Below are 16,655 nucleotides of genomic sequence, written 5' to 3' on the forward strand. Positions count from 1 at the left end.
AAGGGGACATTCCACTCAGTTGAATCAATGGATTGTCCCCTTGAGGGGACTTTAGGGGTGTAAGACATAATAAAAACGAAAATACTCTTAAATACCAACGTTTCAAAAACCTTTGATGTAAAGTAATACTAGTATAAATAAAATGAAAGCACTAAATCAAATCCTAATAGTTTTGCTCGTTACAACTGTGTTTTCATGCAAAAAAACGACTTCAGAAGAGAAAGTTGTTTCCGAAACTGTCACAGAAATTAGAAACGACATTCAACGTGTCGAACCTCCAAACTGGTGGATAGGTTTTAAAAATCAAAGTGTCCAATTGTTGGTTAAGCATCCAAATATTGGAAACGCAACACCTAAAATTTCTTATCAAGGTGTTTCTATAACTAAAGTTCATAAAGCGGATAGTCCTAATTATCTCTTTTTAGATTTAGAAATTTCTAAAACTGCAGAAGCAGGACAATTCAATATTAGATTTAAACTGGAAGATGATTCAGAACTAGTTCAAACCTATGAATTAAAATCACGAGAAAAACCAGCTAAAGATTATATCGGATTCGATAGTTCTGATGCTATTTATTTAATTACACCAGACCGATTTGCTAACGCTAATCCTAAAAATGATGAGGTAAAAGGATTACTTCAACAAGGAATTGATAGAGCGGATGATTACGCTAGGCATGGAGGCGACATTCAAGGGATTACTGAACATTTAGACTATATAGACGATTTAGGATTTACAGCGGTTTGGCCGTGTCCGGTTTTAACTAACGATATGCCAAGTGGCTCGTATCATGGGTATGCGATGACGGATTTTTACGAAGTAGATCCTCGTTTTGGAACCTTAGAAGAATATCGAAAATTAGCCGATGATTTAAGATCGCGAGATATGAAACTCATCATGGATCAGGTGGCGAATCATTGTGGATTACAACATTGGTGGATGACAGATTTACCGTTTAAAGATTGGATAAATTACCAAGAATTATACGAAGAAAACATTGATAATTGGGATTGGAAAGTGACTAAAACATCCAACCACAGACGGACTACCAACCAAGATCCGTATGCGTCTAAAAAAGATCATCAGGAAATGGCAGATGGTTGGTTTGTGTCTGATATGCCAGATTTAAATCAACGTAATCCATTTATGGCCAATTATATTATCCAAAATAGTATTTGGTGGGTAGAAACTTTAGGTTTAGGCGGCATTCGTCAAGATACCTATCCGTATTCCGAAAAAGAATTTATGAGGAATTGGGCAGGAGCTATTATGAGCGAATATCCTAATTTTTCAATTGTTGGAGAAGAATGGAGTTACAATCCGCTTTTAATTGGGTATTGGCAAGATGGTCAGAAAAATAAGGACCAATATGATTCTAACTTAAAATCAACTATGGATTTTGCGATGCAGAAAAATATAGTTGATGCCTTAAATGAAGCGGAATCATGGGACAAAGGTCTCGTAAAAATATACGAAGGCTTAGCTAATGATTTTGCTTATACCGCTCCAAAAGATATTATGGCATTTTTAGATAATCACGATAAAAGTCGTGTTTATACAGAGTTTGATGGAGATCTGATTAAAACCAAAATGGCTTTAAGTTACTTATTAATGATGCCAAGAATTCCTCAAATTTATTATGGCACAGAAATCTTAATGGACGATTTTGATAACCCAGGAGACCATGGTTTAATAAGAACTGATTTTCCTGGTGGCTGGGAAGGTGATACCGTTAATGCATTTACAGGAGAAGGCCTTTCAGATGCTCAAAAAGAGATGCAGTCTTTTCTTAAAAAAATATTGAATTACAGAAAAACAAGCGACGCTATTCACAATGGTAAAACGGTACATTTTGCGCCACAAGATGGAGTATATGTTTTAGCACGAATGATAGAAAATGAAACCATGGTTCATATAATCAATAAAAATGAGGACCCTCTAGAGTTAGATTTAGAACGATTTGAAGAATTAGAGCTGAAAGGAAAACGTTAAAAAATATTATTTCCGATGAAACACTAATTTGGAATAATAGCCTGTCTTTACCTTCTAAAGGCAGTTTAATATTGACTACTAAATTTTAAAAAGAATTAACAGGTCTAAAAAATCCAATCAATACATATCCTGCAAGGTTTCAAAAACCTTGTAGGTATAAAAGCTAAATATGAAAAAATATAGTTTCTTAATCATAAGTTTAATATTTGCGATTTCAATCACTGCGCAAAACTCTAATCGTATTTTTAAAAATATTGAGGATAAGAACACTCATTTTGAAGTCAATGTAAGTGATGGGAAATATATTATTTCTCGCTACTCATCTCAAGCTATAGAAACTACTTTTATACCAAATGGTGAAAATGAAAGTTATAATTCTCATGCTGTAATTTTAAAATCAAATATTAACAATTCAATTATTAGGGAAGACAATAATTCAATAACTATTTTAACCGATGGAATAAACGTTAGTATTTCAAAAAAACCATTCCAAATATCATACTATTACAAAGACAAACTCATCACTTCCGAAAAAGCAGGTTACGTAAAAAACGATAGTTTAGAAACCATAGAATTCAATCTTACTAAAGACGAAGTCTTATATGGTGGAGGCGCAAGGGCTTTAGGAATGAATCGTCGTGGACACCGTTTGCAATTATATAACAGAGCACATTACGGTTATGAAACACATAGTGAATTAATGAATTTTACGATGCCAATTGTGTTGTCGTCCAACAAATACATGATTCATTTTGATAACGCACCCATCGGTTTTTTAGATTTGGATAGTAAAGGAGATAATACGTTAAAGTATGAAACTATTTCTGGTAGAAAAACCTATCAAGTTATCGTAGGAGATTCTTGGTATGATATCACTAATAATTATACCGACTTAACCGGAAAGCAACCCATGTTACCACGTTGGGCGTTGGGAAATTTCTCAAGCCGTTTTGGATATCATTCTCAGGAAGAAGTAGAAATGACGATTGATAAATTCAAAGAAGAAGAAATACCTGTAGATGCTATTATTCTCGATTTATATTGGTTCGGAAAAGATCTAAAAGGCACTATGGGAAATTTGGAAGTGTTTAGAGATTCCTTTCCTGATTTTGAAGGCATGGTAAAACGTCTGAATAATAAAGGAGTTAAAACCATTACGATTACTGAACCGTTTGTTTTAACCACGTCTAAAAAATGGGATGAAGCTGTTGAAAAAGATGTGTTGGCTAAAGACTCTATAGGAAATCCTGCGAAATATGATTTCTATTTTGGAAACACAGGACTCATAGATATTTACAAACCCGAAGCCGAAAAATGGTTTTGGAATATTTATAAAGGCTTAGCCGATAAAGGCGTTGCAGGTATCTGGGGAGATTTAGGAGAACCCGAAGTACATCCTAATTGGGTGCAGCATCACACAGGTAGCGCAGACGAAGTTCATAATATCTATGGACACGATTGGGCGCGATTAATCCATGAAGGTTATAAACGCGATTTTCCAAATACAAGACCATTTATTCTAATGCGAGCAGGTTATTCTGGGTCGCAACGTTACGGCATGATTCCATGGTCTGGAGATGTGAACAGAACTTGGGGCGGATTACAAAGTCAACCCGAAATTGCCCTACAAATGGGAATGCAAGGTTTGGCATATATGCATTCTGATTTGGGTGGATTTGCAGGTGATAATTTAGATGATGAGTTGTATGCACGTTGGTTGCAATACGGAGTGTTTAACCCAATTTTTAGACCACATGCACAAGAAGATGTACCTAGCGAACCTATTTTTAGAAGCACGAAAGCAAAAGCTTTAGCAAAGCAAGCCATTGAATTACGTTATAAATTATTGCCTTACAATTACAATTTGGTTTATGAAAATAACCAATTCGGGAAACCTTTAATGCGACCATTGTTTTTTGAAGAATCTGATAATCCTGAATTATTCAATTACTCAAAAACTTATTTATGGGGAAATGATATTTTGGTATCGCCAGTTTTGGAAGCAGGACTTACCGAACAGGAGGTTTACTTTCCAAAGAATAATGTGTGGTTCGATTTTTATACTAATGAAAAGGTTGAAGGTGGACAAACAAAAACGGTTCAACTCAAAGAAAATTCTATTCCAACCTATGTGAGAGCAGGAAGTTTTGTGCCGCTTACCAAAGTGGTTCAAAGCACAGATGAATATGATTCAGTAAATTATGAATTACACTATTATCATGATGCTTCCATTACTAAAAGCGATCGTGAGTTTTATAATGATCGAGGAAACAATAAATTAAATGAAATATATGAGATTATCAATTATAGAGCAAAAGGAAAACGTAACGTTCTAAATTTTGAGTTTGAGATGATGTCAAAAGTAGATTTTGATTATCTAAAATCTATTAAACTAGTGATTCACAATGTTGCTAAAAAGCCAAGAAGTATTACAGTTAACAATAATAAAGAATCCGTTAATTGGAATTCAGAAAATAATATGTTGACAATACCAATAAAATGGTTTGCCATAAATAAATTGAAAACGATAAAAATCAAATTAAAAAAATAATGCAATGCATATAAAAAATCTTATTTTAATTGTTTTCGTTTTTACGGTGCTTGTAGGTTGTGAAAACGAAGTGAAAGAGTTGCCTAAATCAGAAGAAATTAAACCAGAAATGAAGAAAAAAGAAGTCGTTTATCAAGTTTTTACACGTCTATTCGGAAACACAAATACGACCAATAAACCTTGGGGAACTTTAGAAGAAAATGGTGTTGGTAAATTCAATGATTTCACGGATAAAGCCTTAAAAGAAATCAAAGATTTGGGTGTCACACATATTTGGTATACTGGTGTGCCGCATCACGATGTGATTACAGATTATACGGAATTCGGAATTTCAAACGACGATCCAGATATCGTAAAAGGGCGTGCAGGTTCTCCTTATGCCGTGAAGGATTATTATAATGTGAATCCAGATTTAGCAGTCAATGTAGACAACCGATTAGAAGAATTCGAAGCCTTAATTGAGCGTTCTCATGACGCAGGCTTAAAAGTTATAATCGATATCGTTCCAAATCACGTCGCTCGCAATTATCAAAGTTTAACCAATCCTGAAGGGACAACCGATTTTGGTGCAGACGATGATAAAACTAAGACTTACGACGTTAATAATAATTTTTACTACAATCCAGGTGAAGGATTTAAAGTGCCAGAGTGGAAAAATGGCTACCAACCTTTAGGTGGAGAACAACATCCTTTAGCAGATAGTAAGTTTGAGGAAATTCCTGCAAAATGGACAGGAAACGGTTCGCGAGCATCACAACCAGATGTTAACGATTGGTACGAAACTGTAAAAGTGAATTACGGAGTAAGTCCTGATGGGAGAAAAGATTTTAACGAATTACCAGACGGTTTCGACAATGAAGATTACAAAAAGCATTTCGACTTTTGGAAGGATAAAACCGTACCAAGTTCTTGGGTGAAATTCAAAGATATTGCTTTGTATTGGACCGCAAAAGGTGTCGATGGTTTCCGTTACGATATGGCAGAAATGGTACCTGTGGAGTTTTGGAGTTATATGAATTCACATGTAAAAATGGAAAATCCAAATGCCTTTTTATTAGCCGAAGTTTATAATCCGAGTTTATATAGAGATTACATCAAAAGAGGAAAAATGGATTACCTCTATGACAAGGTGCAATTATACGATACTATAAAAAACGTCATGCAAGGTCGTGGTAGTACAGATAATATACCTCCAATTTTACAAGATTTATCAGATATTGAGCACCACATGCTTCACTTCTTAGAAAACCATGATGAGCAACGTATTGCGAGTCCAGATTTTGCAGGAAGCGCACAAAAAGGAAAACCAGCAATGGTTATTTCTGCAACATCTTCTACAGCACCAACAATGATTTATTTCGGACAAGAATTTGGTGATGCAGGAGCAGAAGATCTAGGTTTTGGAGATCCAACGAGAACATCAATTTTCGATTATGGCTCCGTGCCTAGTTATGTGCGTTGGGTCAACGATAAAAAGTTTGATGGTGGGCAATCCACAAAAGAAGAATTAGAACTTCGAGATTTTTATAAGCGACTGTTGAATTTCACTATAAATAGTTCGGCTTTAATGGGCAACTATCAAGATATTCAACATTACAATCATCAAAACACAGAATGGTATAATGATAAAGTCTTGTCGTTTGTGCGTTGGAGTGCTGATGAAAAATTAATTATCATTTCAAACTTTAATCCGGAAAGTACTTATGGATTCGAATTGCAATTACCAGCAGATTTGGTTCAAAAGTTACAACTAGAAGATGGAGACTATGACGTAAAAGACCAATTGTATAATCAATATACTTCAACCTTAAAGGTTGAAAATGGTAAAGCTAAAGTGAGAATTGATATCAAGCTATTAGAATCTTTCATATTAAAGATTAATTAAAGTCACGCCAAAGAAACCTAAGTCTAGACCTGACGGGTTTTAAATTATCCAACTTGCAAGGTTTCAAAAACCTTGTAGGTTTAAAAAAAAGTCTAATAAAAAGTTACCCATTTTCATGGGCACAAAAGATGAAAAAGCTATTTTTATTTACCCTAATTCTTATCACTTTGAGTTGCAAAAATGAGAACACCGAAAACCAAATAACTACAGTGGAAACACCAGAAGTCGAGAAAACACCATTTGTTTGGGAAGGAGCAAACCTTTACTTCTTATTAACAGACCGTTTCAATAATGGAGATCAGTCAAACGACATTAATTTCGATAGAACCAAAGAAACCGCAAAATTGAGAGGGTTTAAAGGAGGCGACATTAAGGGCATCACTCAAAAAATAAAAGATGGCTATTTTACCGATTTAGGAATCAATGCTATTTGGATGACACCGATTGTTGAACAAATACACGGAGGAACAGATGAAGGCACAGGAGTCACTTATGGTTTTCATGGCTATTGGACCAAAGATTGGACAAGTATGGATCCAAATTTTGGAACCAAAGAGGATTTGCACGCGTTGGTAAAAGAAGCACATGCAAAAGGGATTAGAATTGTATTAGATGCTGTGATTAATCATACAGGACCAGTAACAGAAAAAGATCCAGTTTGGCCAGAAGATTGGGTAAGAACAGATAAGCAATGTTCTTACGATAATTATGAAAATACCGTTAGCTGCACCTTAGTTGCTAATCTGCCAGATATAAGAACAGAAAGTAATGACAATGTAGAATTACCACCACAATTAGTAGAAAAGTGGAAAGCAGAGGGTCGCTACGAACAAGAAGTAAAAGAACTCGATGCATTTTTTGAAAGAACAGGTCATCCAAGAGCCCCACGTTTTTACATTATGAAATGGTTAACGGATTACATCACAGAATTTGGAGTCGATGGTTACAGAGTAGATACTGTAAAACATGTAGAAGAATATGTTTGGCAGGAATTTAAGGTGGAATGTGATTTTGCTTTTGCCGAATTCAAAAAGAATAATCCTGACAAGGTTTTAGATGATAATAATTTTTACTTGCTTGGTGAAGTCTATAATTACGGTGCAAGTACAGGCCAGGAATTTAATTTTGGGGACAGAAAAGTGAATTATTTTAATCCACCAAGTTTTCAGAGTTTGATAAATTTTGAGTTCAAATACAATTCAAAAGACAAAGGTTATGAAGATTTATTCACACATTATAATGCTATTTTACATAATGAATTAAAAGGATTCGGAACCGTAAATTATTTAAGTTCGCATGATGATGGTCAACCTTTTGACGCTCAGAGAAAAAAACCATTTGAAACCGCAAATAAGCTATTGTTATCACCAGGAACATCACAAGTTTATTATGGAGATGAATCATCGCGTTCACTCATAATTCCAGGTACAGAAGGTGATGCAACCTTACGTTCTATGATGAATTGGGATTCTATTGCAAATAATAAGCGTACAAAAGAGGTGTTAACACATTGGCAAAAGTTAGGGCAATTTAGAGCAAAACACCCAGCGATTGGAGCAGGAACTCACCAAATGATTTCAGAGGCTCCTTATTATTTTTCTAGAAGTTACCAAAACGATGATTTTAAAGATAAAGTTGTTGTTGGTTTAGATTTAAATAGCGGAGAAAAAATAATTGATGTCTCTAAGGTATTTCAAGAACGCGTCATGCTACGTGATGCCTACTCTGGAGAAACAGCAACTGTAGAAAATGGAAAAGTCACTATAAACACTAAGTTTAACACGGTATTGTTAGAGCGAGAATAGATTATAAATATCTTGCATACTATCATAAATATTTAAATAAAACGTAATATGAAAACACCTTTAATTACACTCTTAATTGCATTAGTTTTTTGCTCATGTCAGTCAGAAGATACTCAAAAGACTGAAGTAGCATCACCAAATAAAAACCTAGTAGTTGATTTCGATGTTAATACAGAAGGTCGTCCATATTACGTCGTTAAATTCAACAATAAAACCGTCGTTGATACCTCTTATTTAGGTTTTGAATTTAAAGATGCTCCTGCTTTTCATAAGAATTTCATAATTAAAAATACAAGCAGTTCAACGTTTAACGAAACATGGCAAATGCCTTGGGGAGAACAGTTAGATGTGGTTAACCATTATAACGAATTAAAGGTTGAGCTTCAGGAAAAAACAAGTCCAGAGCGCTTTTTTAATATCGTATTTAAAGTCTATGATGACGGTATTGGATTTAGATATGAGTTCCCAAAACAAGCACGATTAAAAGGGGATATTTTTATCACGGAAGAACACACAGAATTCAACCTTACAGAAGATTACAATACATTTTGGATTCCTGGTGATTGGGATATTTATGAGCACTTATATAACACGACAGCATTGTCAGAAATTAATGCTTTACAATTCGCTAATCACAAAAATTTAGCGCAAACTTATATTCCAGAAAATGCGGTAAATACACCAGTTACTATGGTGGGAGCTGATGGCACACATTTAAGTTTTCATGAGGCGGCATTAGTCGATTATTCGGGTATGACTCTAAAAGTGGATACAGAAAATCTTAACTTGAAGAGTAATTTAGTAGGTTCAGAAAATACAGATTATAAAGTAAAGCGAACGATGCCTTTTAACACTCCTTGGAGAACAATTCATATCACAGATAACGCTCCCGATTTAATTGAATCTAATCTTATTGTTAATTTAAACGAGCCGAATAAACTTGGAGATGTGTCTTGGTTTAAACCAATGAAATATACAGGGGTTTGGTGGGAAATGCATTTAGGAAAATCATCTTGGGATTACGGGATGACTCAAGATATGAGTACATGGACAGATGGTGATAAATCTAATGGAACCCATGGAGCGAATACCGAAAATGTAAAACGATTTATTGATTTTTCAGCTAAAAATAACATAGGAGGCGTTTTAGTTGAAGGCTGGAATACCGGTTGGGAACATTGGATTGGTTTTGAAGATAGAGAAGGAGTTTTCGATTTTGTAACCACGTATCCAGATTACGATATTGATGAAGTCGTGCGTTATGGAAAAGAGAAAGGAGTGGACATTATAATGCATCACGAAACCTCTGCAGCAACAGAAACCTATACAAAACAGCAGGACACTGCTTTTGCTTTGATGCAGAAATATGGCATGCACACGGTTAAAACTGGCTATGTTGGAAAGATTCTTCCAAAAGGAGAGTATCACCATGGGCAATATATGGTGAATCATTATAACAATACGGTTATAAAAGCTGCGAAATATGAAGTTGCCATCAATGCCCACGAGCCGATTAAAGCCACAGGTTTAAGACGAACGTATCCCAATACAATTTCACGTGAAGGTTTAAGAGGGCAAGAATTTAATGCTTGGGCAACAGATGGTGGCAATCCACCAGAGCATTTACCAATTGTAGCTTTTACAAGAATGTTGTCTGGGCCAATTGATTTTACACCTGGTATTTTCAATATTAAGTTCGACGAGTTTAAAAAAGACAATCAAGTGAATACAACTATTGCGCAACAATTAGCATTGTATGTGGTTATATACAGTCCGGTGCAAATGGCTGCCGATTTGGTAGAACATTACGAGGCTAACCCAGAACCTTTTCAGTTTATAAAAGATGTTGGAGTGGATTGGGAAACGACTAAAGTTTTAAATGGTGTTGTTGGTGATTACGTCACGATTGCTAGAAAGGAAAGAGAAACAGGCAATTGGTTTGTTGGAGGCATCACAGACGAAAAGGCTAGAGATATAGATGTCGTTTTCGACTTTTTAGATGCGGACCAAACTTATGAAGTTATCATTTATAAAGATGGTGAAAATGCACATTGGGACAACAATCCTTTAGCTATAACCATTGAGAAAATAGAGGTGAGCAAAGGGTCTAAAATAAATGTAAAGTTAGCTGAAGGTGGTGGTTTTGCTATTAGTCTCATTAAGAAGTAACCATAAAATAAAGTTTTAATTTTATTCAATAGTCTAAATTTTGAGATAGTAACTAATTCTATCATTATTGTTTTTTTTTGTTTAATAATTTTAAAGTGATTTTAGAATTTTAACTAAAATTTATAAGCCTCAATCGGCTGATTTGTCATATGAGTTAATATGAAATCGTATTTTTATAAACAATTGTAATATTAATTGGTTTATTGCAATAGTGAATTTACATATCATATTACTCAAATGCCAAGTAAGATAGATGCAGTTACATATAAAAGATACGTTTAATAAAGAATTACCATCAGATCCTATTACGGATAACAGCAGGCGTCAAGTTTCTGAGGCGACGCATTCTTATGTTAGTCCTAGAATTCCATCGCAACCAAAATTAATTCATGCTTCAACAGCCATGGCAAATGCCATTGGTTTAGAAGAAGACGCTATCAAATCAAACGATTTTTTAGATATTTTTTCGGGTTCAAAAATTTACCCAAAAACAAAACCGTATGCCATGGCTTATGCAGGTCATCAGTTTGGGAATTGGGCAGGGCAACTAGGAGATGGTAGAGCTATTAATTTATTCGAAGTTGAAGAAAACCATAAACGTTGGGCAATTCAACTTAAAGGTTCTGGCGAAACACCATACTCAAGGCAAGGCGATGGATTAGCTGTTTTAAGATCTTCGATTCGCGAATACTTATGTAGCGAAGCCATGCATCATTTAGGTGTGCCAACAACAAGAGCACTGAGTTTAATGGTGTCTGGCGATGACGTTCTACGCGATATGCTTTACAACGGTAATGCCGATTATGAAAAAGGAGCCATAGTCGCTAGAGTCGCACCTACTTTTATTCGCTTTGGTAATTTTGAATTATTTGCAGCTCGTAACGATATCAAAAACCTTAAAAACTTACCGATTACACCCTGAAGAATTTTTATCCTGAATTGGGTAAACCTTCAAAAGAAACCTATATCAAACTTTTTGAAGCCGTGACACAACGCACTTTGGATATGATTATCCATTGGCAACGCGTTGGTTTTGTACATGGAGTTATGAATACCGATAATATGTCCATTCTAGGTTTAACCATAGATTACGGGCCTTATGGTTGGCTCGAAGATTTTGATTTTGGCTGGACACCAAACACTACAGATAAACAGAACAAACGGTACCGTTTTGGTAATCAACCCAATATTGGACTTTGGAATTTACTACAATTAGCCAATGCATTGTATCCTTTAATCGAAGAAGCCGAACCTATAGAAGCTATTTTGAATCAGTATCAAGTTGATTTTGAAAAGCAATCCCTTCAAATGATGCGCTCTAAATTAGGGTTGCAAGTAGAACTTGAAGACGATGCAAAATTGATACAAGATTTTGAAGATTGTTTATTGTTGTTTGAAACCGATATGACGATAGCATTTCGATTATTAGCGAACTACAAAAAAGATAATCTGGACAATGGTATAGAAATCATAGAAAACGCATTCTATAAACCTGAAGAATTAACCGAAGATAATTTAATGCAATGGAAAGTTTGGTTCAAAGCTTACGACCAAAGATTGCATAAGGAGACAATTATAGATTCAGAGCGTCAAAAAAATATGAATGCTGTGAACCCTAAATATGTGCTTAGAAATTATATGGCGCAATTAGCTATTGATAAAGCAGATGGGGGTGACTATGGTTTGGTAGATGAATTATTTCAAGTATTAAAAAAACCTTACAACGAGCAGCCAGAGCACGAGAAGTGGTTTGCCAAACGCCCAGAGTGGGCAAGACATAAAGTCGGTTGCTCAATGCTGAGTTGCAGCTCTTAATTTTAATTTAAAAAAACAGAACAATGGATTTTTCAAAACTAAAAGTATTATACATCAATTGCACACTAAAGAAATCACCTGCTGTAAGTCATACAGAAACACTCATGGAGGTGTCACAGAATATTCTAAAAAAGGAGAATGTTTCTTTTGAAACGGTTCGACTTATAGATTTAGATGTAGCCGTTGGTGTGTATCCAGATATGACGGAACATGGTTGGGAAAAAGATGATTGGCCAAGTATTTATAAAAAAGTGAGTGAAGCCGATGTTTTAATCGTAGGAACACCAATTTGGTTAGGTGAAAAATCTTCTGAAGCCCAAAAATTAATTGAACGTTTGTACGCCATGAGTGGAGAAACCAATGAAAAAGGACAATATGTGTTTTATGGTAAAGTAGGAGGATGTATGGTCACAGGTAATGAAGATGGAGTAAAACACTGTGCCATGGGTATATTATATGCTATGCAACATGTTGGGTATTCTATTCCACCGCAAGCCGATTGTGGATGGATTGGTGAGGTAGGACCAGGACCAAGTTATGGAGATACCAAATGGAAGGATAAAACTATTAATCCACCCGTAGGTTTTAATTCTGAATTTACCAATAGAAACACCACATTTATGACTTACAATCTTTTACATTTAGCAAAACTGTTGAAAGAAAATAAAGGCTATAGTAATTACGGTAATTCTAGAGAAGCTTGGGACAGTGGCACACATTGGTCTTTCGAAAATCCGGAATACAGATAGAAATTAAACATCCACAAATAGAGTAAGATTAAAGTTTCTGTTTGATATAAAAAACAATAAAGATGAAAGCAATTTGGAATAATAAAGTCATAGCAGAAAGTAATGACACCATAGTAATAGAAAGAAATCATTATTTTCCTCATGAGAGTATAAATAAAGAATTTTTTAAAGCAAGTGAATTACACTCTGTATGCCCTTGGAAAGGCACAGCCTCTTACTATACTATAGAAGTTGATGGCAAAGAAAATAAAGATGCTGCTTGGTTTTACCCAGAAGTATCAGAATTAGCAAAAGGGATTAAAAACTATGTGGCTTTTTGGAGAGGTGTAACAATTGAAGACTAAAATTAGGTTATGAAAAGCACAAAACTCAAAATAAAAAACAGAAAAGGTATAACTCTAAATGCTAATTTAGAATTACCAGCCAATCAGAAACCAAATTACTACGCCATTTTTGCGCATTGTTTTACCTGTAGCAGTAGCTTAAGTGCTGTAAGAAACGTGAGTAGAGCATTAACCCAAAACGGATTTGCGGTGTTGCGTTTCGATTTTACAGGTTTAGGTCGAAGCGAAGGAGAATTTGCTGATAGTCATTTTTCCGCAAATGTTGATGATTTGTTAGATGTACATCAATACATGGAAGAACATTACCAAGCGCCAAGTTTGCTTGTTGGTCATTCTTTAGGTGGAGCAGCAGTATTAGTTGCCGCTTCAAAACTAGAAACTATAAAGGCGGTTGCTACTGTAGGTGCACCATCAACAGTAAATCATGTGAAACATTTGTTTTCACATCAGGTTGAAGAATCTGCAGAAAAAGGAGATGTAGAGGTAAATATTGGTGGTCGTCCTTTTATTATCAATAAAGATTTTGTTGAAGAATTTGATAAAACCGATTTACCTTCGATAGTTGAAAATTTACGTAAACCATTATTGATTATGCATTCGCCTTTCGATAAAATCGTAGGTATAGAAAATGCTGAGAAATTATACAAAAAGGCACACCATCCAAAGAGTTTTGTAACTTTAGATAATGCGGATCATTTATTAACTAAAGAAGAAGATAGCCAATATGTTGGTGAAATTATAGGTACTTGGGCAAAGCGTTATTTTCCTAAGGCTAAAAATAAAATGTTAAGTACTGAAGGTGAACAACTAGTTGGTCATTTAAATATTGTCGAAAACAACTTTACCACGGAAATCCAAACTAAAAATCACGCGTTCATTGCCGATGAACCTGCAAGTGTTGGAGGGAGTGATTTTGGCCCTTCGCCGTACGAATATCTTAATGCAGCATTGGCAGCATGTACGGTAATGACTTTGAAAATGTATGCAGAGCGAAAAAAATGGGACCTGAGAGAAGTATTTGTTTATATTTCGCATTCTAGGAAGCATAGCGATGATATGAAAGATAAAACAGACAAGCCAAAATACTTAGACCATATTAGTAAAAAATTAAAATTTGTCGGTGATTTAACGACAGAACAAAAAGACCGTTTAAAAAGTATTTCGTCGCGTTGCCCTGTGCATAAAACCATAGCGAGCGAAGTTGTTTTTGAAACTGAAATAATATAGATTATACGTGGAAACCATAACAAGACATAGTATTTCAAAAGAACGATTTTTAGAAGTTAGACATCAAACGGAACTGATTTGTAAATCGCTTCAGGCCGAAGATGTTTCAATCCAACCCGCAGAATTTGTATCGCCTCCAAAATGGCATTTGGCACATACCACATGGTTTTTTGAGCAGTTTGTATTGACTGAATATCAGTCAGATTACAAGGTGTTTAACGACGATTTTGCGTATTACTTTAATAGTTATTACAACAATGTTGGTAAACGTGTTATGAGAGCTGAACGTGGTTTAATGACACGACCAACGTTGCAAGAGGTTTTAGAGTATAGAGCTTATGTGAATGCGCAACTTTCAGAATTTATTTCTAAAGGTACTTCTGAAGATATTTCAAATATTATCGAAATTGGTTTACAGCACGAGCAGCAGCATCAAGAACTATTAATTTACGATATCAAATATATTTTCGGGAACCAGCCTTCATTTCCTGTTTTAGATTATAAAATTCAATTACAAGCAGAAAACGAACCTCAAAAATTTCTTCAAATTAAAGAAGGTATTTATGAAATTGGTCATAATAATGAAGGGTTTTGTTTTGATAATGAATTAGGACGACACAAAGTGTATCTTCATGATTTTGAGATTTCAAATCAACTCGTAACCAATTTAGAATACATAGCATTTATAGATGCTGGTGGTTACGAAGATTTTAATTATTGGCATGCTGAAGGTTGGGATTTTGTACAGAATAATGATTTAAAAGCTCCATTATATTGGCATAAGGTCGATGGAAAATGGATGCATTACACTCTTAATGGTTTTCTTAAGGTTGATGGTGATTTACCTGTAACTCATGTCACTTTTTATGAAGCTTTTGCCTTTGCACAATGGAAAGGTATGCGTTTACCAACCGAGTTTGAATGGGAAGTGGCGTCACCCAAATTTAATTACGGTCAGTTATGGGAGTGGACCAATAGTGCGTATTTACCTTATCCTAATTACACCAAAGTAGACGGTGCGCTTGGTGAGTATAATGGTAAATTTATGGTGAATCAAATGGTATTGCGAGGCGGCTCAGTGGCGACTTCAAAAAATCATTGTAGTCCAACTTATAGAAATTTTTTTCAGCCAGACATGCGTTGGCTTTTTTCAGGAATTAGATTAGCAAAATAAATGACAGATAACTTTTCAAAAGATGTGCTTAAAGGCTTAACTGCTAAAAGCAAACACTTGCCATCTAAGTATTTTTATGACGATAATGGCAGTCGAATATTTCAGGAAATAATGAATATGCCAGAATATTACCCAACCAATGCAGAGTTTGAGATTTTGTCTATGCAGTCCAAACAAATCATTGAAGCCTTGAAGTTTTCAGGACCTTTTAATATTGTAGAATTGGGCGCTGGTGATGGTTTTAAAACGTTTAAGCTTTTAGAGTATTTAGTGAATAACAAAGTGGACTTTCATTATATTCCAATAGACATTTCTCAAGAAGCCATAGATATTCTCACACAACGGTTAAAAGAAAAATTACCGGCTTTAAAAATACATCCAAAAGTTGGCGATTATTTTGAAATCTTAAAAGATAACAGACAGAGTGATTTTCCTAGTTTATTGTTGTTTTTAGGTGGTAATATCGGAAATTATTTAGAAGATAAAGTCAAAGAATTATTAGAGCTTTTTAATAAAAACATGAAACGTGGTGACAAGCTTTTAATTGGATTCGACTTAAAGAAAAACCCAATTACTATTCAGAATGCGTATTATGATAAGCATGGCATTACAAAGCGTTTTAACCTTAATTTATTGGTTAGAATTAATAGGGAGTTAGATGCCGATTTTAAGATTGATGATTTCGATTTTTATTGCCATTACAATCCAATGACTGGAGATGTAAAAAGCTACATTGTTAGTCTTAGGAAGCAAACCGTCCACCTAAAAGCTATAAATGAGTTTATTCATTTTGATTACGATGAATTGATTTGGACAGAACTCTCAAAGAAATACGCCTTAGAAGAAATCAATGATTTGGCGGAAAATGCGGACTTCAAAGTAGAAAACAACTTTTTAGATTGTAAACATTACTTCACGGATAGTTTGTGGACAAAATGATACC

9 protein-coding genes and 2 pseudogenes are annotated in these 16,655 nt (G+C 34.8%); all 11 read left to right on the forward strand.

Translation table 11 applies throughout. The annotated features are described in order from the left end of the window. Window positions 1–319: 319 nt before the first annotated feature. Window positions 320–2,082 (forward strand): annotated as a pseudogene (locus tag ADIWIN_RS05600) (glycoside hydrolase family 13 protein). An 80-nt stretch (window positions 2,083–2,162) separates the two neighbouring features. Next, complete coding sequence (locus ADIWIN_RS05605) at window positions 2,163–4,544, forward strand: TIM-barrel domain-containing protein (protein ID WP_020895913.1); 2,382 nt, start codon at window positions 2,163–2,165, stop codon at window positions 4,542–4,544. A gap of 4 nt (window positions 4,545–4,548) precedes the next feature. Further along, window positions 4,549–6,429: an alpha-amylase family protein gene (locus ADIWIN_RS05610; protein ID WP_020895914.1), complete on the forward strand. Its 1,881-nt coding sequence runs from the start codon at window positions 4,549–4,551 to the stop codon at window positions 6,427–6,429. Between the two features lie 128 nt (window positions 6,430–6,557). Beyond that, on the forward strand, window positions 6,558–8,234 hold the full coding sequence (locus ADIWIN_RS05615) for an alpha-amylase family glycosyl hydrolase (RefSeq protein ID WP_040756638.1): 1,677 nt from the start codon (window positions 6,558–6,560) through the stop codon (window positions 8,232–8,234). A 48-nt stretch (window positions 8,235–8,282) separates the two neighbouring features. Then, entirely contained in the window at window positions 8,283–10,403 is a 2,121-nt protein-coding gene (locus tag ADIWIN_RS05620; protein ID WP_020895916.1) for a glycoside hydrolase family 97 protein, read from the forward strand. A gap of 253 nt (window positions 10,404–10,656) precedes the next feature. Next, a pseudogene (locus ADIWIN_RS05625) lies at window positions 10,657–12,218 on the forward strand (protein adenylyltransferase SelO). Between the two features lie 23 nt (window positions 12,219–12,241). After that, the gene (locus ADIWIN_RS05630; RefSeq protein ID WP_020895919.1) at window positions 12,242–12,967 is read left to right on the forward strand and encodes a flavodoxin family protein; all 726 of its coding nucleotides are present in this window, start codon (window positions 12,242–12,244) and stop codon (window positions 12,965–12,967) included. 62 nt (window positions 12,968–13,029) lie between these two features. Next, a complete protein-coding gene (locus ADIWIN_RS05635) occupies window positions 13,030–13,311 on the forward strand; it encodes a DUF427 domain-containing protein (protein WP_020895920.1) in 282 nt (93 codons plus the stop codon). Window positions 13,312–13,320: 9 nt separating this feature from the next. Then, window positions 13,321–14,538, forward strand: a complete 1,218-nt coding sequence (locus ADIWIN_RS05640; RefSeq protein WP_020895921.1) for a bifunctional alpha/beta hydrolase/OsmC family protein — start codon at window positions 13,321–13,323, stop codon at window positions 14,536–14,538. 16 nt (window positions 14,539–14,554) lie between these two features. Next, window positions 14,555–15,712: an ergothioneine biosynthesis protein EgtB gene (egtB, locus tag ADIWIN_RS05645; protein WP_040756639.1), complete on the forward strand. Its 1,158-nt coding sequence runs from the start codon at window positions 14,555–14,557 to the stop codon at window positions 15,710–15,712. Continuing rightward, complete coding sequence (locus ADIWIN_RS05650) at window positions 15,713–16,651, forward strand: L-histidine N(alpha)-methyltransferase (RefSeq protein WP_020895923.1); 939 nt, start codon at window positions 15,713–15,715, stop codon at window positions 16,649–16,651. It abuts the gene before it with no gap. Window positions 16,652–16,655: the final 4 nt, after the last annotated feature.

Source organism: Winogradskyella psychrotolerans RS-3, from assembly GCF_000427335.1.
Taxonomy (GTDB): Bacteria; Bacteroidota; Bacteroidia; order Flavobacteriales; family Flavobacteriaceae; genus Winogradskyella; species Winogradskyella psychrotolerans.

Excerpts from the sequence above, each read along its gene's own strand:
- ADIWIN_RS05605 (WP_020895913.1), top strand. The coding sequence starts at position 2,163 with ATGAAAAAATATAGTTTCTTAATCATAAGTTTAATATTTGCGATTTCA.
- ADIWIN_RS05610 (WP_020895914.1), top strand. The coding sequence starts at position 4,549 with ATGCATATAAAAAATCTTATTTTAATTGTTTTCGTTTTTACGGTGCTT.
- ADIWIN_RS05615 (WP_040756638.1), top strand. The coding sequence starts at position 6,558 with ATGAAAAAGCTATTTTTATTTACCCTAATTCTTATCACTTTGAGTTGC.
- ADIWIN_RS05620 (WP_020895916.1), top strand. The coding sequence starts at position 8,283 with ATGAAAACACCTTTAATTACACTCTTAATTGCATTAGTTTTTTGCTCA.
- ADIWIN_RS05630 (WP_020895919.1), top strand. The coding sequence starts at position 12,242 with ATGGATTTTTCAAAACTAAAAGTATTATACATCAATTGCACACTAAAG.
- ADIWIN_RS05635 (WP_020895920.1), top strand. The coding sequence starts at position 13,030 with ATGAAAGCAATTTGGAATAATAAAGTCATAGCAGAAAGTAATGACACC.
- ADIWIN_RS05640 (WP_020895921.1), top strand. The coding sequence starts at position 13,321 with ATGAAAAGCACAAAACTCAAAATAAAAAACAGAAAAGGTATAACTCTA.
- ADIWIN_RS05650 (WP_020895923.1), top strand. The coding sequence starts at position 15,713 with ATGACAGATAACTTTTCAAAAGATGTGCTTAAAGGCTTAACTGCTAAA.